Here is a 24,972-nt window from a genome sequence, read left to right as displayed (position 1 = left end):
GACTTTCGACTTTCGACTTTCGACTTTTGACTTTTGACTTTCGACTTTTGACTTTTGACTTTCGACTTTCGACTTTCGACTTTTGACTTTCGACTTTTGACTTTCGACTTTTGACTCACGACTCACGACTCTTGACTCACGACTATAATTATTATTTGTGTAAATTTGCACCTGACTAAAAATATAGACGGATTATGTTTGAAAACCTAAGCGAAAAATTTGACCGCGCGTTTAAGATATTAAAAGGGCAGGGACACATTACCGAAATCAATGTTGCCGAATCGTTGAAGGAAGTGCGCAAAGCCTTGCTCGACGCCGACGTTAGCTATAAAATTGCAAAGCAGTTTACCGAAGATGTTAAGGAAAAGGCGATGGGTCAGCATGTACTCACGTCTGTTTCGCCGGGACAACTTATGGTCAAGATTGTGCATGACGAGCTGATTGGTTTGATGGGCAATGAGAGGACAGATATTGAGTTAAAAGGAAGCCCTGCCATTATTCTTATTGCCGGATTGCAAGGTTCGGGTAAAACCACTTTTTCTGCCAAGCTGGCCAATTATCTTAAAACTAAAAAAGGTCGTAATCCATTGCTGGTTGCATGCGACGTGTATCGCCCGGCGGCTATTGAGCAACTGCGCGTTTTAGGCGAACAAATCGGTGTGGAAGTATTTTCCGATCTGGATGATAAAAAACCTGTTTCCATTGCTAAAAGAGCGATTACGCACGCACGTGACAAAGGATATAATGTAGTTATTGTTGATACTGCCGGCCGCCTTGCCATTGACGAGGAAATGATGAATGAAATTTCGGCGGTGAAGCAGGCGTTAAACCCGCAGGAAACGTTGTTTGTGGTTGATGCCATGACCGGTCAGGATGCTGTGAATACGGCGAAAGCGTTTAATGAGCGCCTTGACTACAACGGTGTTGTTCTTACAAAACTTGACGGTGATACACGCGGTGGTGCTGCACTTACCATTAAAGCAGTTGTAAACAAGCCGATAAAATTTGTCGGGATTGGTGAAAAGGTGGATGCCATTGATGTTTTCTATCCCGAACGTATGGCCGACCGTATTCTGGGCATGGGCGATATCGTTACTCTTGTTGAGAAAGCACAGGAGCAGTTCAATGTTGAAGAAGCTCAGAAGCTGCAGCGCAAACTTGCCAAAAATGAGTTTAATCTTGACGATTTTCTTGCCCAAATCAGGCAGATAAAGAAGATGGGGAATGTAAAAGACCTTATCGGGATGATACCGGGTATGGGCAAAGCCATGAAGGATGTGGACATAGAAGATGATGCCTTTAAAGGGATTGAAGCCATCATTTGCAGTATGACGCCTATGGAGCGACAGAAACCCGAAGTGTTGAACGGTTCGCGTCGCAAAAGAATTGCTGCAGGCAGCGGTACCAACATTCAGGAAGTGAACCGGCTTATCAAGCAATTTGAAGACACGCGCAAGATAATGAAGTCGGTATCGCAGGCCGGTAAAAACCCTGTTCGCGCCATGCGCAATATGCGGGGAATGATGAGAAAATAGTTCGTAACCTTTAATAGTTTATTATGAAAAAAAATATTCTCCTGGCAGCAGGAATGATGCTGCTTTTAGCATGGGCGAATGTGCCTGCAATGGCGCAGATTGGCTCATCATGTGCCAATTCTTACATTGTGGCTGCCTTGCCTTTTTCGCAAACATCGATGACCACAGCGGGCTCGGGCAATGCATACAACAGTTCCATGGCATGTGCCAGTAATTATATGAACGGTGAGGATTTCGTTTTTTCGTATGCCCCGGCAACGGATAAATACATCAACATTACACTGAGCAACACAGGCAACGCCGTTGGACTTTTTGTTCTTGACAGCTGCCCCGATATGCCCGGTGCGAATTGTGTTGCAAGTACAGAGGCCATGCTAGGAAATCCTTCGTTAGCCAATGTGCATCTTACCGGCGGTGTTACCTATTATATTATTGTTTCTACGCTTGATCCAATCATTATCCTTCCCAACCCGAATACAGCTTTTGATATTGCGATAGATTCAGTTAATCCGAACGATGCTGTTGCTGTCGGTATTGCCGGACCGCTTTCTTCATGCTCCCTGAGCAATGAACATGTGAGCATGATACTCTCCAATAATGGCATTGCACCCATCGACAGTTTTGACGTTGGATACACGATTAACGGCGGTTCGGTTGTTACCGAAACCTATTTTCCAGCATTAAATCCCGGTGATACGGTTTTATATACTTTTACGTCAACCGTTGATATGTCTGCTCTGAATGGTGTTTTTAATATTGCAGCTTTTACAATGCTTGCAGGCGATAAAGACAATTTGAACGACACAACCTACGGCATGGTGGCTCACCTGAATACGGTGTCTGCATTTCCGTATAGCGAGAATTTTGAATCGGGAATCGGAAGTTGGATGGGCAGCGCCGAATCTTCGTGGCAGTGGGGCGAGCCTGCGAAACCCATTATTAATCATGCTGCGTCACCATCACATTGCTGGACAACGAATCTTACGGGAAATACACTGGCCGGTGAGAACTCATATCTTAGCGGGCCCTGCTTTGACTTCAGCAGTCTGGCAAATCCTTTTATCAGGTTTAACCTTTGGTACGAAACCACCATGTTATCCTCGTCGGCCATACTCGAAGCCAGCGCCGATCAGGGTGCGACATGGACTAAAATTGGCAACAGCACCGACTCCAGCGGACATTGGTACAACAGCATAAACAGCCTTTTTGAACCTGCATGGACAGGCAGCTCATCCGGTTGGGTGCTTATGCAGCACGCCCTCGACGGCTTTGCCGGTGAGCCTGATGTCAGCTTACGCATTGTTTACAGTGGCGGCTTTTCTATCATTCCGCCAACAGAAGGACTCGCGGTTGATGATATGGAAATATTTGAGTGCATTGTTGCCAATGCCGATTTCACCTTCTCGGTAAACGGGAATTTAGTTTCGTTCAATAACAGTTCGACCAATTCAACGCATTACGAATGGGATTTCGGTGATGGAAGCGGCGCTTCAACAACCAATACTTCGCACACCTATACCAATACTGGGACGTACACCGCTACACTTTATGCATTTAACGATTGCAGTGTGGATACCCTTACCCAGGTTTTTAATTTTACCGGAATCGGTGAGAACAATGAAACACCCGTATTCAGTTGCCACCCCAATCCCGGCAACGGAAAATTTATTGTTTCGGGCAGTACATCCGCGCAAAGCGAAATTAAAATGACCGTTTCCAATGCTTTGGGCGAAAAAGTATTTTCAGAAACTATTCCCGGAACCAACGGAATTCTGAATACCGAAGTAGATCTTACCTTTTTAAGCAAAGGCATTTATTTTATGAATGTAGCAACGCAGCAGCATTCTTCAGTGATAAAACTGGTGATAGAATAACATAGAAATTCGCAATTTTGTTAAACCGTAAGATAATGGCTGAAATTAAAATCGCCGGAATCTTACGGTTTCTTTCTTTGTATTTCTGCTACCTTTGTTTCAAATAGTTTCATGCTGATGATTAAACGATGCTGGATAATTGGGTGGCTGCTTATTACAAGCTGCATGGCGTTTGGGCAAACGCTCTACTCGAGCCGTGAAGGCTGTGCATTACCGCCGCGGGGAACTATCCGCATTCTTAACCTGTTTATAAATATTGTTTACGACCAGACGCCTGAGCGCGATCCGGCCATAAGTAAACCCGACGCGCCCTGGAAGGCAGGTTTGCCGAACACTATAAACACAAATCCGCCGTCGTATCTCGCATCGTTTATTGATTCCGATTTGAAAAATAATCAGCCCAACGGTTTGATGACTAAATTATTTTTTGAATCAAGTCTGGGCATGTACAGGGTTTTAGGTGATTTTATTATCGTTGATGTTGCCCAGTCGTATATCACTCCCGCAAAGCCGGGTGCAAATTTTGGTCCATCGGATTTAATCAAAGCGGCCATTGAAATTATTAATAAAAATGGTTTCAAAACAGTTTTCGGGCACGACTCCATTTCGGATTTTGATTTGCTTACTAAAGGCTCAGCCGGTCAGCCCAAAAAGATGGAGGCTAACGGAAAAATTGATTACCTGCAGGTATGTTTCAGGAATACCGCACGTAAAGATGAAAAGGGAAACTCATACAGCTACGGGCAGGTAGGTGAGGGTGAAGGAAACTCTTATGAATCGCTGATTTGTCATGAGTGCAAACTTAAGATTGGCGGTAAATTCTATGAAAATGAAATCAGCTCCATTCAAGGCGTTGGACCGGGCGATTTAAGCGTTTCCGACAAGGCTATTATTTTTCATGAATTTGCACACAATCTTTTTGGATCAAATGCTTTTCATACTTCAGGAGGAAATCACTACAACACCATTTATCCCTGCGTATTTATGGGCATGCAGTGTGGTTATGGCCTCATGGGCGGCTATAATTCGAGTTTGGTAAGCTGCAACGGATATGAACGCTGGCGCATGGGTTGGACAGACACCCTTACCAATACTTCTCATTTTGATATCAGCGCCGGTAATTTTCTGTCGGACATCAGCCGTGCCGATGGCAGTAAAACCTTTATTCTGCGCGACTTTGTGAGCAGCGGTGATGCAATCAGGATTCAGTTTCCTTATGTTGATAAAGGTGGTTCAAACCAATATTTGTGGCTCGAAAATCACCAGGTAGGGAAGAATGGCAAGCTTGATTTTATGCAGTATTCGAATTCGGCGGACTGCCGGCAGCCGGGTTCGGCAGGCATTTATGCATATATTCAGGTTGGCAAAGATGTTCTGGAGAGTCAGTATGCTTCTGAGGTTTATCCTTCCAACCAGACCGATAATCTGAAAATAGTTTCGGCAAAGGGCAACTGGGACCGTAAAATAGTTTCAACAACCGATACCGTGAATTGCATCGCATGGCGCAAAATTGTCACATCTGAGGAACGCCTGCAGCCCAATCCACTGACCGGTTATACCGATCAGCAAACACATTTTTTTGAAACAGATGGCAGCACCAAAGCGCTCAACAATGCATCGTATGGAATTCTGCCGTGGATTGTTTATGTAAAGGGCGAAACCTATTCAAACCTGCCGTATCTGGGCGATAATTTTGATGCTTTTACAGGAACTTCGGTAATGGATATCGGGAGCAATCCTGCTCCTGTAAACGCCGTTACATGCTACGTTGAGCAGGGCGGACGTACAATAAAACCATTGAAAAAGGCGCCGGATACAAAATGCGTATGGCTGAGCGGTTTGAAAATTGAAATGGCTGACCAGAAAAACGGAACGTTTAAAGTAGTTGTAAGCTGGGATGATTACAGAATAAAAAATAATGTGCGCTGGACCGGAACAATTATGCTGCAAGAGCAACTGATAGTGAATGCAAAAAAAACAATTCTTTTAGATCAGGGCTATACACCAACGCAGGTGCCTCGCGACAGTCTGTCCGGTTTTTTTGCGCCTCAAACACGTTTAACGGCTGAAAATAATTCAGTCATTATTCTTGAGCCCGGTTCCGGGATTATTCTTGACCATGGCAGCAAACTGATAATCAAATCGGGCAGTGCGCTTGAAATGCGCAAAGGAAGTTCGATTACGGTCAAGAAAGGATGCGAATTAATAATTGAAAAATCGGCAAAATTCACCAATGGCGGAGGCCGCATTAAAGTTAAAAAGGGCGGAATATACAGTGTCCGCTGAAAAAGGAAAATCAGCTTAGAATCGAAAAACAATACTCTCGATTAGTTTTGTTTGATAACCTTCAGAGTGCTTTTTGTCGTGGCTGTTTCAATTGTCAGGAAATAGAGGGCGTCAGGAAACCCGGATACGGACCATGTTTTGTCAATTTTATTATCCGTAATCATAGCATGCTCACTGAAAAGAATCTGCCCAAGCAAGTTAGAAAGAGTCACAGTGCAGTCGCCATTTTCAATGTCGGTTGCATATAGGTTTATTTTATCCGAAACAGGATTTGGAAACACCTGTAAACTGCCGGGAACTGACAGCTGCGGCATTCCGGTGGCGGTGATAATTTGAAAGGTTTGTGCACAGGTGATTCCATTATACACGGCCTGAAATGTATAGGTTCCGGCATTGGTGGGCAATAGCTTAGACCAGCCTCCGTAGCTTCCGTTGTATGCAGTTGGAGTGGTATAGCTCCAGGTGTTGAATGTTGTTCCTCCCGGATTAAGAATGCTCATTACAGCCGTCATTCCAGGTGTCGAATTTCTGAAGAAAACATAAAATTTCGCATAGCCCGGAGACAATCCCGGTCCCTGAAAAGGTATGGTGTAAGAGGTGCTTTCATTGGGTGTTTCTGTATTACAGCTTGGCAACACAATATCGGTAGTATGCACCGATGCTTTAATTACGGAAGGTTCGGTATAAGGTTTTTGTGCCGTCCACCATGTTGCGGCATTCAATAAATTGCACGTTCCGTAGTAAGGATCCTTATAAGTTGCAGATGTTGTTCCGCTCCAGATTTCAAAATGAAGATGTGGTCCCGACGAACTGCCTGAACTCCCGACCACGCCTAAATACTCACCGGCAGTAACGGTCTGGCCAATTGCTTTTGTGGTAATGGCGCCATTTTTCATGTGCCAGTATAAAGCAACAGAACCGTCGGCATGCTGAATGATTACATAGTTGGCCGGCAATGAACTGCCTGCACCAACACAGTTTCTGTCGTATGCGCCGTCATTTTTGTCAATGATTGTTCCTGCTGCGGCTGCAATAACTTCAACCTGACTGTTATCCATTTTATAAAAACCAAATGGAAATGTCATTATATCCGTACCTTGATGCCCGTCGTATGTGTGTGTGCCGCAATTGTAATCGGAGTAAGAGCCGCTTGCCGTATTCTGGTCAACATAGGCAGAAATGGCGTAAAAGCTGCAATCAGTCAGATTTGTTGCTGCCTGAAGGGGCCAGTTTAACAGGACTGTATTAGGACTTTTGGGCATTTTATCCATTCCGAGCCGTTTAATATTTTCGGCAATACGCTGGTCAAGTAGCTGATATTGCTGCGATGTGATGCAGGGATTGTCGGCACTATTTATTTCAGTGAAAACAGCACCTTCTTCAGCAGAAGGCAGCGTACTTGTGTTTTGAGCAGATAATGAAAAGCTGCAAACCAGCAGAAAAAGAAAAAGGGCAGGGTTTCTTTTCATGGAGTATGGATTAAGGTTAATAGCAATAGACGCATTAATTTGATATTGGTTGTCCGGAAACTGAAATCGCAGACAATCCAAAAATACATAATTTTCTTAGCATCCTATAATCATAATAGTTACGGCTGTATATCGTTTCGTTTGCAAATGACTTCGTACTTCTGATTTTCCTAAATCATTAAAAAGAATTATCTTTGCAAAAAAAGTTCATTTACATTTTAATTGACCATGCTGAGCAGAAGGGTACTACGAATTAAGGCAATGCAGGCGGTTTACACGTTTTCCCTTGCGGGTAACGACAACCTGGGAGATGCTGACCGCCGCATGATGGCGTACATTGAAAAAATACATGACCTGTTCATATACCAGCTTTCGGTACTTGCCGAAATTGTGGATGTTTCGGCCGGTATTATTGAAACAGGCAAGCAAAAATATTTTCCAACCGAAGAAGAGAAGAATCCTAACCTGCGATTTATAAACAATCGTCTTGTTCGTGCTATATCCGATCATCCCGACTACAAAAGGAGGCGTGATGCGCTGAAAATAAACTGGAGCGAAGACAAAGATATTATTCGCAACCTGTTTATTGAAATCCGTGACACCGAAGAATTTGAAGCATATATGAATTCAGCCGAAGATTCTTTTGCCTCTGACGCCCGTTTTATTATCAATGCTTTTGCAGGAATTATTGCCGAAAGCGAAGAACTTAAGCTGTTTTACGAAGAAAAGAATGTGAATTGGGTGGATGACTTCGATTTTGCCAATCTGATTGTAAACAAAACTCTGATTGATCTGTCGAAGTCAAATGGTAAAATGGTTGCATTGCCTTCGCTTTTCAGCGAAGATCCCGAAGAGGAAGCCGAAGACCGTAAATTTGTACATGATTTATTCATGAAAACGGTTATCCATAGCGAGAAATTTGATAAAATGATTGAAGGAAAGGTCCAGAACTGGGAGATTGAACGTATTGCCCTTATGGATCTTATACTTATTAAAATGGCAATATGTGAGTTTACTCAGTTCCCGTCGATACCGGTAAAGGTGACCATCAATGAATATATTGAGATAAGTAAAATGTACAGCACACCTAAAAGCAAACTGTTCATCAACGGCATACTTGATAATCTGGTTCCTGAACTTACCGAATTGGGTCTGATGAAAAAAACAGGCAGAGGTCTCCGCGATTCCTGAGCAAATTCTTCGATTTCTAATCAGAATCAAAATTACCCGATACCAAATATTTCATATATTTGCACGTTAAAATTCCATGGAAATGATAAGGAAAGTTTTGTTTGTTCTGATGCTTTGTCTGCCGTTTGTTATGGGCTCGTGCAAAAGCAACCGCAACAGCGGTGACATCAACACAAGTGTTGTCAATAATCCTAACACCGCCTCGGGAGAGATGAATACCGAAAATCTGCCTGTTTTCAGTTTTGAAACGGAAGAGCACGATTTTGGCCGGTTGGTGCAGGGCGAAAAAGTTTCGTATACCTTTAAATTTAAAAATTCAGGCAAGTCGGACCTCGTTATTTCATCAGCTAAAGCAAGCTGCGGGTGCACTGTTGCCGATTATCCCAAAATGCCTATAAAAGCAGGTGCTGAAGGCAATATAAGCGTTTCATTTGACAGTGAAGGCAAAAAAGGAATACAGAATAAAACTGTAACCTTGCTTGCAAATACACAACCCGGAACAAAGGTTTTAACAATCAAGGCAGAAATAGTTCTGCCCGAAAAATAAATGTTGAACATTAATAATACATCATTATGAATTTACTGAACATTCTTCTTATGGCTCCGCCCGCCGGCGACGGAAAAAGCGGTGGTAGCATCTGGCAGACCGTTATTATGTTTGCACTGATAGCCGTTGTATTCTATTTATTTTTTATCAGGCCTCAGTCAAAGCGCAACAAGGAAATGAAAAAATTCCGCGAAAGCCTGAAAAAAGGTGACAAAATATTAACTGCAGGCGGTATTCACGGTAAAATTGTTGAAATGCAGGAAACAACTGCTATCATCGAAACTGAAGGACAGGGTCGTTTAAAGATTGAGAAATCGTCTATTGCCCAGTACACTTCATCCGATCAGGCTGCAGAAACAAAATAGTAAACCGGCTTTTGCTCAGTATTGGCAATGCCTGCTTCCCCGCTAATTAACGGGGAAGTTCATTTTTTACAGCAACCGTATGGAATCCAGTATCGGCAGCGGTAAATCAGGAAAGCGTAAGGAAAAGGCCATCATTTTCCTGATATGCCTTGTAATTGCAGTTGCTACATGGCTGCTGATAAAACTTTCGAAGACATATTATACTGTTGGTCAGTTTTCGGTTGAATACGTCAATCTTCCTCCCGACTGGGCATTCTCTGCCCGTCCCGATTCTATTCTTTACCTGAATATGAAAACCGAAGGATACCGAATCATTCATGAAAAATTATTTGTTCATCAGCATAAAATTTTCATTGATATAAGCGGACTTAAACCGATTAAAAACGGTCAATTTTATGAAGCTTCGGTTAATTCTGCCGACCTTGCTGAACGCATTTCCGCTCAGGTGGGTGATAATTACCAAATCATGAATATCACCCCTCATACCATGTTTTTCAAGTTTGAAAAAGCGGAAACGAAAAAGGTGAAAGTGAAATTGAACTATGATATCAGTTATGGTCAGCAATACGGACTTTATCATCAAATATTGTTCGACCCTGATTCCGTACAGATAAAAGGACCGCACGATCTGGTGAGCGGAATCCACAGCGCGGAAACTGAAGAAATCGCGTTTTCAGGTCTTACATCCGGCACCTGGTGCACTGTTCCGGTGAAAATGCCGGCAGGGGCCGACTTTGCTGCAAATCCTTCGTATATCAAGGTTTTTATTCCGGTAGCGGAATTTACCGAAAGCGATTTCGACGTGCCGGTGGTCATTGACAGTTTGCCCAAAGGTCTTACCTATAAAATATTTCCGGAAAAAGTGAAGGTGCGGATACTCGCGCCTATGCACGATTTAAAAGAGATGGCATCACCTGATTTTACCGCTTCGTTAAATTATTTTGAAATACTGAACAAGGAAAAGAATAAAGCAAAAGTAAGTCTTGTAAAAGTTCCAAAGTATACGAAAGTAGTTTCAATTGTTCCCGATAAAGTTGAATTTCTGATACAGAAATAATGATTATAATCGGCCTCACCGGCGGCATAGGCAGTGGTAAAACAACTGTGGCGCGAATATTCGAAGCCCTCGGAATTCCTGTGTATTTTGCCGATGCGGAAGCACGAAAATTTTATACATTGCCCGAAGTAATTGATAAAGTCATTGCAATTTTTGGTAACGATGTTTTTACCGACGATGGCTCGCTTCGCTCTGATTTGCTTGCCCGGCGGGCTTTTGCCGACTCACAGAAACTGAAACAGCTCAATGATGTTATACATCCATTGGTGATGGCTGATTTCAATACATGGACACAACGATTTGAAGACAAAGAATATGTGATTCTTGAATCAGCCATACTTTTTGAAACCGGTCTGAACCGGCACTTTGCAAAAACAATTGTGGTGGATGCGCCCTTGCCCTTGTGCATTCAGCGCGTGATGCGGCGCGACGGAGTCAAAAGTGATGCTGTGCAGGCACGTATCAGCAAACAAATGAATCCTTCCGAAAAAGTTCGTCTGGCCGATTACGTCATCACAAATGATGAAGAAACCCCTGTAATTCCTCAGGTTCAAAAAACTCATAATTCAATTGTAAATTTGAATTCCAACGAATTTAACAATTGATATTTAGTTGTTTTCCGGCAATTATCTATGCAGCAATAATCTCAACTATAATAATATCAGATTATTAGCCGAAAAAATGATATCATTCAGTTATTGAATCATGCGAGGCGTCTGCTGTATGTAGTAACTTTGATTCAATTGAATAATCTACAATCCAATATAATATAGACCATGATAAAGAAAATCCTGATTGCCAACAGGGGTGAAATTGCTGTGAGGGTAATGCGAACCTGCCGCGAAATGGGAATTGGAACCGTCGCTGTGTTTTCGTCGGCCGACAGGCCATCGCTTCATGTTCGTCATGCCGATGAAGCGCATTACATCGGACCGGCTCCATCTATGGAAAGCTACCTTAATATTGACAGAATAATTGAGGCCGCCAAAAAATCGGGGGCTGATGCCATACATCCGGGTTATGGATTTCTTTCTGAAAACGCGGCCTTCTCCGACCGTTGCAAAAAGGAAGGTATATTGTTTATCGGACCCACATCAGACGCTATTCTGACTATGGGCGATAAAATTACGGCCCGTCAAAAAATGGTCAGTTCGGGTGTCCCCGTCGTTCCCGGTTCACCCGGAAGTATTAATAAAGATGCTGACATCCTTTCCATCATAAAGGAAATTGGATTGCCCGTAATGATAAAAGCATCTGCCGGCGGTGGTGGTAAAGGAATGAGGCTGGTGCGTCATGAAAAAGATATTAAGAATGCTGTAAGAGCGGCCAAATCAGAGGCGCTTTCTTCTTTCGGTAATGATTCTGTTTATATTGAGAAGTATATTGAATCGCCTCACCACATTGAATTTCAGATTCTGGCTGACAGGCACGGGAACGTAATTCATCTGGGCGAGCGCGAATGTTCTGTTCAGCGACGCCATCAGAAGGTGATTGAAGAAACACCTTCGCCCATCATGACCCCGGAGCTGCGCAAAGAAATGGGGGCACATGCTGTGGCTGCTGCAAAATCGGTAAATTATGAGGGCGCCGGCACCATTGAATTTCTTGTTGACGCGCATCGTAAATATTATTTTCTTGAGATGAACACCCGGCTTCAGGTAGAGCATCCCATTACTGAACGTATAACCGGAATAGACCTTGTAAAAGAGCAGATAAATATTGCTAACGGTGGTGTGCTGAATTACAGTCAGGACGATATTAAAATTACCGGTCATGCTATTGAATGCCGCATCTATGCCGAGGATCCGGATAATAATTTTATGCCCTGTCCGGGAATTATCAAGCATATTACCGAGCCAATGGGACTGGGCGTGCGAATTGACGGATATGTTTACAGGGGTTACAAAATTCCGATTTATTACGACCCCATGATATCAAAAATGATTGTGTGGTCGCAAACACGTCCCGAAGCTATCCTGCGCATGAAACGGGCACTCGCTGAATATAAAATTACCGGAATCAAAACGTCAATCAAGTTTTTGAAGAAAATAATGACCGCACCTGATTTCGTAGAAGGGAAGTATGACACACATTTTATTGAAAATAATCACGACTTTTTATTCAAACCGGAGCCTGATGATTCAATACGCGAAGACATGGCTATCATTGCTTCTTTTATTGATTACATGCGAAAAATTGATGCAGCAACACCTAAAGTAATTAATACTACACTCGGGAATAACTGGAAAGATTTGGGAAGAAAAAAGAATGTACTGAGACTATAAAAATCAATTAGTTAATTTGAAAATGATATTGGTAAAAATAAAAAATACTTAGTGTATGTCGCTCGAAATAAATATAGGTAAACGAACTGCCGCCATTGAATTGATGTCGGTAGATAAATCCTTCTACACTTTTCTCGTTGACGGAAAAGAGTACGTGGTGGATGTTATTAGCCTGGACAAAGGTGCTTATTCAATGCTTTACAATAACAGGTCTTTCTACATTGAACTGATTGAAGGAAAAGACAGCAAGCAATATTTTGTCAATACAAAAAATCTGTCGTATGAACTTGAAATTATTGACGCGGAAAGCAAATATCTGAAGAATAAAAATAAAGGTGCTCTGGCTCTTTCAGAAAATTCAATTATTTCGCCAATGCCGGGAAAAGTCGTTAAAATCCCTGTCAGTATTGGTGATGCAGTTCAGGCCGGTCAAACACTGATTATAATTTCTGCGATGAAAATGGAAAGTGAATACAAGGTAAGCAAGGATGCTGTTATAAAAGAAATTCTTGTGAAGGAAGGCGATACTGTTGACGGAAATCAAACGCTTATTGTTTTCGAATGATGCATTTTATTTACAATTCCTGAAGGCGCGATTGAGAAATTGTTTTTTATAATTATACGGAGTTTAAATTTCTATAGTATGAACGGACAAGAAAAAAAGTATCAAAAATACGAAGAGCTTAAAAATATTGCGGAAGCCGGTGGTGGTAAAGAACGGATAGATAAACATCATGCTGCCGGAAAAAAAACAGCCCGCGAACGCATCCACGCGCTGCTTGACCCTGATTCTTTCGTTGAGCTGGATAAGCTGGTAACGCACCGTTCTACAGATTTTGGAATGGAAAAAACAAAATTCCTGGGCGATGGGGTGGTTTCAGGCTACGGCAAAATTGACGGCAAACTCGTGTACGTTTATGCCCAGGATTTTACTGTTTTTGGCGGAACTCTGAGCAGAGCAAATGCTGATAAAATTGTAAAAGTGCAGCAAATGGCCATGCAAAACGGCGCTCCGGTTATTGGATTGAACGATTCGGGCGGCGCCAGAATACAGGAAGGTGTTCAGAGTCTCGCAGGTTATGCCGATCTTTTTTATCTTAATGTTATGGGTTCAGGCGTAATTCCTCAGATTTCGGCAATATTGGGACCCTGCGCCGGTGGTGCTGTATATTCGCCCGCCATAACAGATTTTATTCTGATGGTAAAAGATACCAGTTACATGTTTATCACCGGCCCCGATGTTATAAAAGCGGTAACGCATGAAGATGTTTCCAAAGAAGATTTGGGCGGCGCGATGTCGCATAATGCCAAAAGCGGCGTGGCACATTTTATTGCAGAAGATGATGAGCATGCCATGATGATGCTTCGTGAGCTCATGAGTTTTCTGCCCTCAAACAATATGGAAGACCCGCCGGTTAAGCCATGTACCGATAATCTCAGGCGTGAGGACGAAAAGCTTCAGACGCTTGTTCCCGATGATCCGAATAAGCCGTATGACATGAAGGAAATTATTCTGAGCGTTATCGACGACCATAACTTTTTTGAAGTACAGCAGTATTATGCCCAGAATATGATTATCGGATTTGCGCGACTGGCAGGCAAACCGGTTGGTATTGTTGCCAATCAGCCTGCGTTTCTTGCCGGCGTTCTGGATATCAATTCATCTGTAAAAGCTGCCCGTTTTGTGCGCTTTTGCGATGCCTTCAATATTCCGTTAGTTACTTTTGTTGATGTGCCGGGATTCATGCCGGGAACCGTTCAGGAGTTTGGCGGAATTATTAAACATGGTGCGAAGTTGCTGTATGCCTTTGCTGAAGCCACCGTGCCAAAAGTAACGGTCATTACCCGGAAAGCTTACGGCGGTGCTTATGATGTGATGTCGAGCAAACACATTGGCGGAGATATCAATTATGCATATCCGGCAGCAGAAATTGCCGTAATGGGTGCCGAAGGTGCCGTAAACATTATTCTCAGAGATAAAATTACGGATGAAGAAAAGCAACTGGCCATTGACGATTACCGTGAAAAATTCGCAAACCCTTACAGAGCTGCTGAACTTGGATATATTGATGAAATAATTCTGCCAAAACAAACACGGTATAAGCTGATACAGGCGCTCGAAATGACGCAGAATAAAAGCAAAACAAATCCGCCTCGCAAACATGGGAACATTCCATTATGAAAATCTGCATTATTAATTTCATTTTTTGTTAATTATTTCTTTGGTTATTAGAATTTTATTAATATTGGAATCCGTGACCGGTATTGATTTAAATCGGCGTAATTTTGAAAAGAAATATATTGGAATAATTTAAAATAAATGAAAGTACTCCTTGTTGAAGACGAAGCCCGTGTAGCATCTTTTATTAAAGAAGGGCTCGAGGAAAATGGCTATATTGTTGAAATAGCCAGCGAAGGCCTGACAGGTCGAAAATTTGCATTGGCAAATCATTATGATATTGTATTGCTTGATGTTATTATTCCGTTTCTAAACGGAATTGACCTCTGTAGGGAAATCCGCAAACAGAAACCGGGCATGCCGATTCTTATGCTTACCGCTCTTAGCAGCACGACCAACAAGCTGGAAGGCTTTGACGCCGGTGCCGATGATTATCTTGCCAAACCATTTGAATTTAAAGAGCTGTTGGCACGCATCAAGGCCGTAACCAATCGTACAAAAGACCAGAAACATTATTCAAACGTACTGCAGGTGGCCGATCTCGTGCTTAACCTTGATGAAAAATCGGTTCATCGCGCAAATAATAAAATTGATCTCACGGCGAAGGAATATTTTTTGCTCGAACTTTTAATGAAAAACGCCAACCGGGTGCTTACCCGCGCTGAAATTTCTGAAAAAGTCTGGGACATCAATTTTGAAACAGGAACCAATATTGTGGATGTTTATATTGCGTATCTTAGACGCAAAATAGATAAGGATTATCCTAAAAAACTTATTCATACCCAGTTTGGAATAGGATATGTTCTGAGAGAAGAAAACTGATATGCAGATACGCCGAAAGCTGACTTTACAATTTGTTGCATTGGCAGCCGCTATTCTATTTCTATCCCTGTTTTCAGTTTACACATATTCGAGTCTTTATCGCAAAATGCAATTTGGAAACCGCCTTTCGAACAGGGCAAAAACCAATGCTAAATTCTTTGTGGATGTTAAAGAATTCGACATCAGCACCATCAGGCTGATAGACCAGAATACGGTCAGCGTGCTGCCGTTTGAGAATATTTTTATTTTCAGTACGAAAGGAAATCTGCTTTATTGCAATAAAATATTACCCTATTTTGTAATCCAGCCCGAATGGGTGAATCAGGTCAGTGCACAATCAAAAGTTTTTTATCAGCAAAGTGGTTTTGAGATAGTCGGGCTGCATTTTGTAGGAACACAGAAGGATTGTATTGTGTTTGCCGGAGCTATTGACCACGATGGCAATGAGCGTGTTCGTAATTTGACACTGATGCTTATCGCGGTTTTTGTTGTTGGAGTTATTGTGATGTGGATTGCCGGTTGGGTCTATGCAGGCAGAGCGCTGGCACCAATCTCGGGCATGATAGACCAAACGGATAAGATTACATTATCAAACCTGAATAACCGCCTTAAGGTGGGCGCCAAAAAAGATGAACTCTCAAATTTGGCTGCTACTATCAATAAACTTCTTGACCGTCTGTCGGAAGCCAGCGCGGTGCAACAAAAATTTCTGGCGAACGCAGCTCACGAACTGCGAACACCACTTACCGTACTCATGGGGCAAATTGAAGTAGCACTGATGAGTGAACGTACGAATGATTATTATCGCAGAAGACTGGAAGCACTTCTGGACGATATTGTCGGGCTTAAGGAAGCCGCAAATCAATTATTAGCGCTGGCACAAGTGAGCGCCGACGAATCCCAAATCATTTATACGAAACTCAGTATTGAAGAAATTGTGCTTCAAAGCTACGTGGAAGTGCTGCGCCGATGGTCTAATGCTATCGTGAATATGAACCTGAATATGGCTGCTCACGATTCTGAGAAAACGTTTGTATCCGGCAACGAAGTAATGCTGAGAACAGCTCTGCTCAACCTTCTCGAAAATGCCTGCAAATTCAGCGTTGGCAAACCGATTGATATTTCTCTCGACAGAGAAGGAGCGTTTGTTCATATTACAATACAAGATCATGGAATAGGAATTATGCCCGATGAACTGGAACATATTTTTCAGCCTTTTTTCAGGGGAAAGAACACCGGCGAGGTGCAGGGAAGCGGCATGGGACTTTCTGTTGTTGACAAAATCATCAAACTGCATAATGGAAGTATCAGTGTGAAATCAGAAGTAGAGCAGGGGACCACATTCGTGATTACACTGCCGGTTACTCTTCAGGCATAGAATTTCACTTTCCGCCGGTTTGAAAATTCATTAATGAAATCTAATAACCTTCTAATCAGTATTTAATTTTGCGGGAGGAGTTTTATCCGTATTTTGTAACGAATAATGGAATTGATTACTATTCAGGTTCGTTAACAGTTTGGGTAGGACTGAAAACGACGCATTCTTTTCGAAAGACGAGAATAATTGAATGTGATTAGGTTAATCGAAGAGGGCAGTGCTAACTGCCCTCTTTGGTTTTTCAGGAGCAATGATTATTTTGCCTCGTGATACTCTTCTTCGGTGTTGATATTCCAGATGTTTTCTTTTGAAGTTTCACCGACAATGATATTGTTTACAGCCGTTATTGCCGTAAGCATGGAATGATCCTGATTATTGTATTTGTGCATTCCGTTTCTTCCAACCAGATATAGATTCTTAATATTGTCAGTAAATTCCCTTATTGTGTTGAACTGCGAATACGTTCCAAAATAGGCAGGATACGTTTTCGGAACACGAATAATAGTACTGTCTATAACTTCATTTTTATCGATGATATCAATACTGTCCAATTCATGCACTGCAAATTGAATGAAATCGGCATCCGTCATGCTCCACAACGCATCTCCTTCGTTACAGAAATATTCAAGCCCAATCCACACCTTGTCAATATCAGCTACCATGTAAGGCGACCAGTTATTGAATATCTGCAGCCGTCCTACTTTTACATCGCGTTCCTGAATATAAACCCAGTTATCGGGAACCAGATTGTTTAACGTGCTGATGCGGGTTTCATTCTTTATTTTTAATTTATTAAGCAACAATCCAACGGTAATAAAATCGCGGTATTGCAGACCGCTGCTCACTTTTTTTATTTCAGCCGGTACGCTGCTGCCCATGGCATTTATAAGGTCAATCACAGGCATGGTAGAGAAAAAATAATCGCCCGCGATGGTTGTATTTTCTTTTGTGATATTATTGCAATACGTAAGTTCACTGACATTATTTTCAGCAACGTTCAGCTTCACAACTTCAGCATTTTTTATGATTGTCCCGCCTTTTGCTTCCACAATTTTTGCAACAGTCTCCCACATCTGTCCCGGGCCCAGCTTTGGATACATGAATTGTTCAATCAAACTTGTATCGGTATTTTTTTGCTCAATAGACCGTTCTTTCCTGAACATGGACTTTACAGCGTGTGCCATGGCGCGTGTCACCGAAAGACCTTTGATGCGCTGTGCGCCCCAGTCGGCGGCTATTTCATTGCAGGGCACGCCCCAGACTTTTTCAGTATAATCTTTAAAAAACGTTTTGTAAAGCTCGGTGCCAAATCTGCTGATGAAAAAGTCTTCAAGCGTTTTTACATTTTTGACAGGGAATATTTGTACCCAAATATAGGTCCACCCGATTTTGAAAATTCTGACAATTCCCAGATTCGACAGCGTTTTCAAATTAAGTGTAATAGGGTAATCAAAAAACCTGCGCAGAAAAAATATCCGTGACAGACGGCTCCTGATAAGCATTACATTATCTTCCTTTTCAGGATCAGGACCGTTGGGCGAAAGTTGAACGTGTGTACTTTTTTTATGATAAAAAATTTCTTTCAGAATATCATCTTTGGATTCGGAACCCTGCACCGGCATGATTTCCAGCCACCACTTCATCACACGGTCCGACTTTGAGAAAAATCGGTGCCCGCCAATATCAATACGATTTCCGTTATGAACTACCGTTTTGGAAATACCTCCGATATCATTGGTTTTCTCAATGATGATAGGTTTGATATCAGTTTTTGTAACAAGTTCGTATGCGGCGGTCAGCCCTGCAGGACCGGCTCCGATAATAAGGGCAGTTTTACTCATTATTTGAACCTGGGCAGATAGTCTTTCATCATATCTTTATGAACCATGAAGTCCATCATTTTCAACTTCACATAGTCTTCACTGAAAAAGTAATGACCAAAATTCTTGCTGTCTTTACCGTTATTGCGTGAACCGGAGCCTGAATCTTTTATCAGATACCAGTCTTTTCCGTCTTTTTCGTAATACCCAACCAGATGAATGCCGTGATCGTCGGTAGTTGTTTGATTGCTGAAACGCATCTGCCGCGCTGATTCATCAATGTATTCAGACGGAATATCGAAGGTAGGCACAATAGCCACTTGCGTGGATGTTTCAAATCCGGGTTCCGACACATCGCCCCCAATGGCCAGACCATATCCGGCACGGATGGCCGCTTTAACAACTTTCATATAATCGTCAAGCGGAAGATTATAATAATCGGCACTGTGCCACCAGTTATCGGGAACGTCGTATTCAACCTGCTTCCAGTAAGGCTTTTCAAGAATTGAAGTAACATCAATGTAATCGTCGAGCTTCAGCTTGAGCACATTATTAAGATAATCCTGAGGTGTCATTTCTTTGCTTTCGGCAATAACTTTTGTGGGAGGAACGCCCAGATAAAAATTCAAGATACTTTTAATGTTGGCGATTACAATTTCTTCATTCCATGCATTGGATTCCTTTACACTGGTAAGATATCCGTTCATTTCTTCGAACATTTTTTCGTGTGTATGATACGTCTGTCCCGGTTTCAATCCGGTATAATCCGCTTCAGGAACAATCCCGTATTTTTTCCAGATACGTGTTACGGCATTGCCCTCAGAACCTTCGCTGAATGCACTGTTGCCGCGCTCCTGAACAAAACGACGTGCCTTTTCAACATATTCCCAGTAAACCGTGTACATCTCCGATAATTTCACCTTCTGTTTGGTGAGGCGGTAAATTTCAGTTTCAAAATACGAGGTGGTTGAAAAACACCAGCAGGTACTTGTGTTACCCTGTGAAACCGGCTCGTTGTACCATATTTTAGTATAAAGGTCAATGTTGTTCGGAAGAGCAGCGCCCGTGAGGTCAATCTTGAAGCGGCGGTCAACTTTGGGTTGCTCGTCTTTGTTCTGGAAATCCTCAATTCCTTTAAGGATGTTATTTTGATAAAAGCCGGGCTTGTATTCCTTAAAAACAGCTTTGTCTTTTTTCGGCTGAGCGCTCACTGTAATGGCGAGTGCCATAACAACAAATAATAGGGGTAGTCTTTTCATGTGAAGTGATTTTTAATCGTGTAAAAATAGAAATTTTAAATGTTGAATTCTAAATTTTAAATTGAAAACAAAAAAACATTTCACCTTCAATCTATAACCTCCTCATATTTCTCCTAATATAAAATCTAAAATTTATAATATAAAATTATAGAAATGTCATATTTTTCCGTTCGGTTATCTTTTCGCAATAACGGCATTTCAGTTTCATTTCAGTTTTATCAACAATGCTGAAATGTGTTACAACAGCTTCGTGATTGGTGATGCAGTTAGGATTAACACACTTCACAAACTGGTGTATCTCATCGGGAACTTCCACCTTTTTCTTTTCGGTTACCCTGAAATTGCGGATTATAATGAGTGTGGCAGTAGGAGCTACCAGCGCAATTTTGTTTATTTCATCGGGTTCGAAGAAGCGGTTGCTGATTTTTACAATGCCCTTTTTGCCGTATTTGCGACTGTCGAGACCGGTTCCGAACAACACCTGATTCTCCACCTTGTCCAGGTTCAGAATGCTGATTACACGAAACACGCTTTGAGTCGGGATGTGGTCAATTACGGTCCCGTTTTCTATAGCTGAGACCACAAGTTCTTTCGCCGATTTATTTTCTGTTACCATAGGTTATACTCCCAATATAAGTTTAAGTATTGCCTGCCTCACAAAAACACCGTTAAGCGCTTGTGTAAAGTAATATGCCTGTTGAGTATCGTCCACATCAATATTGATTTCTTTCACGCGGGGCAGCGGATGCAGCACTTTAGCATTGGGCTTGCACACACTAAGCATGGCACGGTTCAGATTATATGAATCTTTTACTTTTTCATATTCAATGGGGTCGGAAAAACGCTCACGCTGTATACGTGTCATATAAATGATATCGGCTTTTTTCATCGCTTCGTCCATGCCTGTATATTGATGATACGGAAGACCTTTTTCCTTGATATGCATCTTTACCGAGCTTGGCAATTTCAGCTCAGGGGGCGATACCAGATGATACGTACAGTTGAAATGCGTCATCGCGATGGCCAGTGAGTGCACGGTACGCCCGTGTTTGAGGTCGCCCACAAATGCAATGTTCAGGTTGTCGAGTGTGCCCTGGGTTTTGCGAATGCTGTACAGGTCGAGCAGGCACTGTGTAGGATGCTGGTTGGAACCGTCGCCTGCATTTATTACAGGCACTGAGCCAACTTCGCTTGCGTAGCGCGCACTTCCTTCTTTGGGGTGCCGGATTACAATCAGGTCGCTGTAGCTGCATACGGTGAGTATGGTATCTTTCAGCGATTCGCCTTTCTGCACGCTGCTTCCCGACGGGTCTGAAAAGCCGATTACGCGGCCGCCCATCCGGTTCACCGCACTTTCAAAACTCAGGCGCGTACGTGTTGATGGTTCAAAAAATAAGGTCGCTACAATTTTTCCTTTCAGGATATCCTGATTTGGATTTTTCTCAAAAGCTTCCGCGGCATCAAGTATCTGAAAATATTCGTCGCGGCTTAAGTCATCAATGGATATAAGGCTTCTGTTTTTCATATTATGATTTTGTATCAGTTTTTTTTTATTTCATTCTGCACCCTTCGACAGCCTTTCGGCATGCTCAAGGTAACAGCTCAGTGTGCGACTCACCCGGTCGTTGAGCTTGTCGAAACGACCTCAATGCCCAAAAAAAAGAGGCGACAACCGTCGCCTCTCGAATTTGATATTAACCGCAGCAGGAACATCCTTTTTTCGCCAGGTCATGTTTCTTTAAAAACGTACAAAGAACATCGTCCAGGTCGGGATGGCCAATTTCCTGAAGGTCGTAACCAACCTTTACACAGGGTTTGTCTATTTTAACAATGCGGCTCAGGTCAATAGGAGTGGCAATCACTACTGCATCACAGGGAGTGTTGGCAATAGTTTTTTCCAGATCCTTTACCTGCTGTTCGCCATAACCCATAGCCGGAAGCAATGTTCCGATATTCGGGTAAATTTTGAATGTCTCAGCGAGTTTGCCAACAGCATATTGTCTCGGGTCTACCAGTTCGGCAGCACCGTATTTCATAGCGGCAACGCAGCCTGCACCAATTTTCATCTCACCGTGTGTAAGCGTGGGACCGTCTTCGATAACGAGCACTCTTTTGCCGCGGATCAATTCGGGTTTGTCAACGGTAAGCGGTGACGCTCCGTCAATAACAATAGCTTTAGGATTAACCTTGGCAATATTGTCGCGAACTATCTGAATGCTTTCGGGAGCGGCGCTGTCAATTTTGTTGATAACAACAACGTCGGCCATGCGCAACGTAGCTTCGCCGGGATAATAATTTACTTCATGACCCGGACGATGAGGATCGGCTACGGTAATGAAAAGGTCTGTTTTGTAGAAAGAGAAGTCGTTGTTGCCGCCATCCCACAGGATTACGTCAGCTTCTTTTTCTGCTTCGCGGAGAATGGCTTCGTAGTCAACACCGGCATAGATCACGTTTCCGCGAACTACATGGGGTTCGTATTCTTCCATTTCCTCGATGGTGCATTTGTGTTTTTTCAAATCTTCAACGGTAGCAAAACGCTGAACTTTCTGTGCGTTCAGGTCGCCGTAAGGCATCGGGTGACGGATAGCCACCACTTTGAGACCCTGTTCCATTAAAATTTCAATAACCCTGCGTGAAGTCTGGCTTTTGCCGCAACCGGTACGAACAGCACAAACAGCAATAAGCGGCTTGGTGCTCTTAACCTGTGTTTGTTTGGGTCCGAGAAGCATGAAGTCGGCGCCGGCTGTGTTAACGATAGCGCTCATGTTCATTACGCGGGGATAAGGTACATCGCTGTAAGCGAAAACGCAGATGTCAATGTCAAGATCTTTGATGAGCTTGGGAAGGTCGCTCTCGGCGAAGATGGGAATACCTTCGGGATAAAGTTTACCGGCAAGTTCTTTAGGATATTTTCTGCCGTCAATGTCTGGAATCTGAGCTGCGGTAAAGGCAAGGACATTGTACTCTTCTACGTCGCGGAAGTACGTATTGAAATTGTGAAAATCTCTTCCGGCCGCACCGATAATGATAACATTTTTACGCTTCATACAAGATATATTTTTAATTTATAATAATTTACTGAAATATTCGGCAAATATACGGGTTTAAGTCACCTCTCCCAATTTAAGCCTGAAATTTTTTTATCCCTATATATATAATGTAATGCAATTTGAAGAAAACGAAGGAATTAGTGATGAGTCGTGAGTCGTGAGTCGAGAGTCAGGAGTCGTGAGTTGAGGCGTAGCCGAAATCCGTCTCCTGACGGATCGTGAGTTGATGAGTTGAGGATGCCGGCACTATTCACCATTCACTCTTTCCGCCATAGGCGGACAGGCACTTTTCACTATTCACTATTCACTATTAGTTCTTCACTAATAAAGCTGGCTGTCATACAAACCAATGCTTCAATGGTTGTCAGAACCCCAGGCGTGATATGAGCTGCATTTCGTTCGACCGTGTGCCGTACTGCGCCTTGACATACGCTCTGATGCGTTTCACCCTTTCCTTGAGTTCCTTGTACAGGGCGGTGCGTTGCGCACGTTCGTTATGCAGGAGTTGAATGGCCACCGACACATTCTGGTTCAGGATGTTTATGTTCTGTGTATACGCCTGAAGGCTGGCCACCTTGAGGTTGTCGTTGGCGGGTGAATACCCTGTGAACTGGGTGAGGCAGTTGACAATGTCGTTAAAAAGCAGGGTTACGGTTCCGAAGGAGCGTTCGGTCTGGTGAACCGACCTTTCGTTGGTTGGATTCGCAGGGTCGGTGGGTGGAAGAATGTGCCGCGAGGAACGCATGCGGCGGATAATGCTGTCAATCATGCTTAGTTCGGCCGAGGGTTTCCCGTATTGAGATTCCACGGCGCCCCTAATCGCAGGGATGAGGCGTTCAATGGAGCCTTCATTGCGCCGGAAGGCTTTAGCCCTGACCTCTGTGGCTTTGCGGTAGTTCTCAAGGCGTATCACCTCTGAGGCATTGACGGCAACCGCCGAATTTATCAGCGACGTCATTCCGGCTACGCCCTCTTCCGGCCGTGGCGGATTGAAATCGTTAAACCCGCTGATGTAAGTTAACAGACTCTGTGATTTAAGGAGCCGTGCTCCAAACGATTTTGAACTGCCTGTCGTCATAGTTTTTCTTTTTGGGTTTATAAATGATAAGGTCAATGCCTGAATTTTTTTAGCTACTAACATGCCAAAAGAACCTGAAACGAATAACTATTTTATAAGTTATTAATTATTAATCTGTTTCGGAGGTAAACTCTATTTGTTCCGGATGAAGATGCGATTTATGATTTCCGGTTATTGGAAGAACCCTTCCCGGAAAGGGACAATTTGGACGCGAGGCGCCCGCCCTTGAGGTATTATTTTATGCCTTGTCATCATTTTCTGTGGCGATGTTCAACAATACTCGTGCGTTGCCCAACATTGCTCAGGCGATGTACATCATTACTCAAGCGAAGTCTGACATTGCTCAGGAGATGTACATCATTACTCAAACGAAGTCTGACATTGCTCAGGCGAAGTACATCATTACTCAAGCGAAGTCTGACATTGCTCAGGCGATGTACATCATTACTCAAGCGAAGTCTGACATTCCCCGGGCGTTGTACATCATTACTCAAGCGAAGTCTGACATTGCCCGAACGGGTTTGGGGATTCGGGGTCAGGGATTGGGCATTCGATTTACCGTGTCATTCCTGTTGGAGCGAAGCGTAATGAAGAATCCCTGTGCTGAGAGTGAGGAAGACCAATATTTCTTTTCTTCAGAAATAATTGTTAAAATTTACTTATCAAATCGGAATAACTTATATATTTACGGTGGATAAGATGGGGGATTTACTTGAGGAGATGACTCGTCCTAAAAAAAGTTGACAGTATTTTGATTAATCCTGAATAGAGTTG

Annotated in this window: 21 protein-coding genes; 14 read left to right on the top strand and 7 right to left on the bottom strand. The window is 42.9% G+C overall.

Features of this window, described 5'->3' with window-relative positions:
• The first annotated feature begins 194 nt into the window (after positions 1 to 194).
• The 3 genes from ffh (at position 195) to WCM76_14700 (ending at position 5,695) form a co-directional block, all read left to right on the top strand.
• A complete protein-coding gene (ffh, locus tag WCM76_14710) occupies positions 195 to 1,535 on the top strand; it encodes a signal recognition particle protein (GenBank protein MEI6766878.1) in 1,341 nt (446 codons plus the stop codon).
• A 23-nt stretch (positions 1,536 to 1,558) separates the two neighbouring features.
• Positions 1,559 to 3,409: a PKD domain-containing protein gene (locus tag WCM76_14705; GenBank protein MEI6766877.1), complete on the top strand. Its 1,851-nt coding sequence runs from the start codon at positions 1,559 to 1,561 to the stop codon at positions 3,407 to 3,409.
• Positions 3,410 to 3,526: 117 nt separating this feature from the next.
• Entirely contained in the window at positions 3,527 to 5,695 is a 2,169-nt protein-coding gene (locus WCM76_14700; GenBank protein ID MEI6766876.1) for a hypothetical protein, read from the top strand.
• A 41-nt stretch (positions 5,696 to 5,736) separates the two neighbouring features.
• Here the strand turns inward: WCM76_14700 and WCM76_14695 are convergent, their stop codons facing one another.
• On the bottom strand, positions 5,737 to 7,164 hold the full coding sequence (locus tag WCM76_14695) for a peptidoglycan DD-metalloendopeptidase family protein (protein MEI6766875.1): 1,428 nt from the start codon (positions 7,162 to 7,164) through the stop codon (positions 5,737 to 5,739).
• Positions 7,165 to 7,392: 228 nt separating this feature from the next.
• Between WCM76_14695 and nusB the strand changes: the two genes are divergently transcribed.
• The 10 genes from nusB to WCM76_14645 all read left to right on the top strand — a co-directional run bounded on the left by nusB (position 7,393) and on the right by WCM76_14645 (position 16,988).
• Positions 7,393 to 8,355 carry a transcription antitermination factor NusB gene (gene nusB, locus WCM76_14690; GenBank protein MEI6766874.1) on the top strand — a complete coding sequence of 321 codons (963 nt, stop codon included), beginning with the start codon at positions 7,393 to 7,395 and terminating at the stop codon, positions 8,353 to 8,355.
• Between the two features lie 82 nt (positions 8,356 to 8,437).
• A complete protein-coding gene (locus WCM76_14685; protein MEI6766873.1) occupies positions 8,438 to 8,902 on the top strand; it encodes a DUF1573 domain-containing protein in 465 nt (154 codons plus the stop codon).
• Between the two features lie 26 nt (positions 8,903 to 8,928).
• On the top strand, positions 8,929 to 9,267 hold the full coding sequence (gene yajC, locus WCM76_14680; GenBank protein ID MEI6766872.1) for a preprotein translocase subunit YajC: 339 nt from the start codon (positions 8,929 to 8,931) through the stop codon (positions 9,265 to 9,267).
• A 79-nt stretch (positions 9,268 to 9,346) separates the two neighbouring features.
• Positions 9,347 to 10,324: a hypothetical protein gene (locus tag WCM76_14675; protein ID MEI6766871.1), complete on the top strand. Its 978-nt coding sequence runs from the start codon at positions 9,347 to 9,349 to the stop codon at positions 10,322 to 10,324.
• Positions 10,324 to 10,929 carry a dephospho-CoA kinase gene (gene coaE / locus WCM76_14670; protein MEI6766870.1) on the top strand — a complete coding sequence of 202 codons (606 nt, stop codon included), beginning with the start codon at positions 10,324 to 10,326 and terminating at the stop codon, positions 10,927 to 10,929. Before WCM76_14675 ends, coaE begins: the two co-directional genes overlap by 1 nt.
• Positions 10,930 to 11,100: 171 nt before the next feature.
• On the top strand, positions 11,101 to 12,609 hold the full coding sequence (gene accC / locus WCM76_14665) for an acetyl-CoA carboxylase biotin carboxylase subunit (protein ID MEI6766869.1): 1,509 nt from the start codon (positions 11,101 to 11,103) through the stop codon (positions 12,607 to 12,609).
• A gap of 55 nt (positions 12,610 to 12,664) precedes the next feature.
• Positions 12,665 to 13,174: a biotin/lipoyl-containing protein gene (locus WCM76_14660; GenBank protein MEI6766868.1), complete on the top strand. Its 510-nt coding sequence runs from the start codon at positions 12,665 to 12,667 to the stop codon at positions 13,172 to 13,174.
• 78 nt (positions 13,175 to 13,252) lie between these two features.
• Entirely contained in the window at positions 13,253 to 14,791 is a 1,539-nt protein-coding gene (locus WCM76_14655; GenBank protein ID MEI6766867.1) for an acyl-CoA carboxylase subunit beta, read from the top strand.
• A gap of 138 nt (positions 14,792 to 14,929) precedes the next feature.
• Entirely contained in the window at positions 14,930 to 15,610 is a 681-nt protein-coding gene (locus tag WCM76_14650; GenBank protein ID MEI6766866.1) for a response regulator transcription factor, read from the top strand.
• 1 nt (position 15,611) lies between these two features.
• Positions 15,612 to 16,988, top strand: a complete 1,377-nt coding sequence (locus WCM76_14645) for a HAMP domain-containing sensor histidine kinase (protein MEI6766865.1) — start codon at positions 15,612 to 15,614, stop codon at positions 16,986 to 16,988.
• A 254-nt stretch (positions 16,989 to 17,242) separates the two neighbouring features.
• Here WCM76_14645 and WCM76_14640 read toward each other — a convergent pair whose 3' ends face one another.
• From WCM76_14640 to WCM76_14615, 6 genes are all read right to left on the bottom strand, one after another.
• Positions 17,243 to 18,829 carry an NAD(P)/FAD-dependent oxidoreductase gene (locus WCM76_14640; protein ID MEI6766864.1) on the bottom strand — a complete coding sequence of 529 codons (1,587 nt, stop codon included), beginning with the start codon at positions 18,827 to 18,829 and terminating at the stop codon, positions 17,243 to 17,245.
• Positions 18,829 to 20,067, bottom strand: coding sequence for a C1 family peptidase (locus WCM76_14635; GenBank protein ID MEI6766863.1), 1,239 nt, complete (start codon positions 20,065 to 20,067; stop codon positions 18,829 to 18,831). Before WCM76_14635 ends, WCM76_14640 begins: the two co-directional genes overlap by 1 nt.
• Before the next feature lie 145 nt (positions 20,068 to 20,212).
• Entirely contained in the window at positions 20,213 to 20,683 is a 471-nt protein-coding gene (pyrI, locus tag WCM76_14630; protein MEI6766862.1) for an aspartate carbamoyltransferase regulatory subunit, read from the bottom strand.
• A 3-nt stretch (positions 20,684 to 20,686) separates the two neighbouring features.
• Complete coding sequence (pyrB, locus tag WCM76_14625; protein MEI6766861.1) at positions 20,687 to 21,592, bottom strand: aspartate carbamoyltransferase; 906 nt, start codon at positions 21,590 to 21,592, stop codon at positions 20,687 to 20,689.
• Positions 21,593 to 21,761: 169 nt separating this feature from the next.
• Complete coding sequence (locus WCM76_14620; GenBank protein ID MEI6766860.1) at positions 21,762 to 23,117, bottom strand: cyclic 2,3-diphosphoglycerate synthase; 1,356 nt, start codon at positions 23,115 to 23,117, stop codon at positions 21,762 to 21,764.
• 367 nt (positions 23,118 to 23,484) lie between these two features.
• Positions 23,485 to 24,234 (bottom strand): hypothetical protein, encoded by a 750-nt coding sequence (locus WCM76_14615; GenBank protein MEI6766859.1) that lies wholly within the window; start codon positions 24,232 to 24,234, stop codon positions 23,485 to 23,487.
• A gap of 209 nt (positions 24,235 to 24,443) precedes the next feature.
• Here WCM76_14615 and WCM76_14610 point away from each other — a divergent pair, with 209 nt between their 5' ends.
• Positions 24,444 to 24,896 (top strand): hypothetical protein, encoded by a 453-nt coding sequence (locus tag WCM76_14610; GenBank protein ID MEI6766858.1) that lies wholly within the window; start codon positions 24,444 to 24,446, stop codon positions 24,894 to 24,896.
• Positions 24,897 to 24,972: the final 76 nt, after the last annotated feature.

Source organism: Bacteroidota bacterium (genome assembly GCA_037133915.1).
Taxonomy (GTDB): Bacteria; Bacteroidota; Bacteroidia; order Bacteroidales; family CAIWKO01; genus JBAXND01.
The sequence above is the reverse complement of the archived record's forward strand: the minus strand, read 5'-3'. Positions and strand labels throughout refer to the sequence as shown.

What these genes read in the sequence shown, in the direction of transcription:
- ffh (MEI6766878.1), top strand. Translation starts at nt 195, where the DNA reads ATGTTTGAAAACCTAAGCGAAAAATTTGACCGCGCGTTTAAGATATTA.
- WCM76_14705 (MEI6766877.1), top strand. Translation starts at nt 1,559, where the DNA reads ATGAAAAAAAATATTCTCCTGGCAGCAGGAATGATGCTGCTTTTAGCA.
- WCM76_14700 (MEI6766876.1), top strand. Translation starts at nt 3,527, where the DNA reads ATGATTAAACGATGCTGGATAATTGGGTGGCTGCTTATTACAAGCTGC.
- WCM76_14695 (MEI6766875.1), bottom strand. Translation starts at nt 7,164, where the DNA reads ATGAAAAGAAACCCTGCCCTTTTTCTTTTTCTGCTGGTTTGCAGCTTT.
- nusB (MEI6766874.1), top strand. Translation starts at nt 7,393, where the DNA reads ATGCTGAGCAGAAGGGTACTACGAATTAAGGCAATGCAGGCGGTTTAC.
- WCM76_14685 (MEI6766873.1), top strand. Translation starts at nt 8,438, where the DNA reads ATGATAAGGAAAGTTTTGTTTGTTCTGATGCTTTGTCTGCCGTTTGTT.
- yajC (MEI6766872.1), top strand. Translation starts at nt 8,929, where the DNA reads ATGAATTTACTGAACATTCTTCTTATGGCTCCGCCCGCCGGCGACGGA.
- WCM76_14675 (MEI6766871.1), top strand. Translation starts at nt 9,347, where the DNA reads ATGGAATCCAGTATCGGCAGCGGTAAATCAGGAAAGCGTAAGGAAAAG.
- coaE (MEI6766870.1), top strand. Translation starts at nt 10,324, where the DNA reads ATGATTATAATCGGCCTCACCGGCGGCATAGGCAGTGGTAAAACAACT.
- accC (MEI6766869.1), top strand. Translation starts at nt 11,101, where the DNA reads ATGATAAAGAAAATCCTGATTGCCAACAGGGGTGAAATTGCTGTGAGG.
- WCM76_14660 (MEI6766868.1), top strand. Translation starts at nt 12,665, where the DNA reads ATGTCGCTCGAAATAAATATAGGTAAACGAACTGCCGCCATTGAATTG.
- WCM76_14655 (MEI6766867.1), top strand. Translation starts at nt 13,253, where the DNA reads ATGAACGGACAAGAAAAAAAGTATCAAAAATACGAAGAGCTTAAAAAT.
- WCM76_14650 (MEI6766866.1), top strand. Translation starts at nt 14,930, where the DNA reads ATGAAAGTACTCCTTGTTGAAGACGAAGCCCGTGTAGCATCTTTTATT.
- WCM76_14645 (MEI6766865.1), top strand. Translation starts at nt 15,612, where the DNA reads ATGCAGATACGCCGAAAGCTGACTTTACAATTTGTTGCATTGGCAGCC.
- WCM76_14640 (MEI6766864.1), bottom strand. Translation starts at nt 18,829, where the DNA reads ATGAGTAAAACTGCCCTTATTATCGGAGCCGGTCCTGCAGGGCTGACC.
- WCM76_14635 (MEI6766863.1), bottom strand. Translation starts at nt 20,067, where the DNA reads ATGAAAAGACTACCCCTATTATTTGTTGTTATGGCACTCGCCATTACA.
- pyrI (MEI6766862.1), bottom strand. Translation starts at nt 20,683, where the DNA reads ATGGTAACAGAAAATAAATCGGCGAAAGAACTTGTGGTCTCAGCTATA.
- pyrB (MEI6766861.1), bottom strand. Translation starts at nt 21,592, where the DNA reads ATGAAAAACAGAAGCCTTATATCCATTGATGACTTAAGCCGCGACGAA.
- WCM76_14620 (MEI6766860.1), bottom strand. Translation starts at nt 23,117, where the DNA reads ATGAAGCGTAAAAATGTTATCATTATCGGTGCGGCCGGAAGAGATTTT.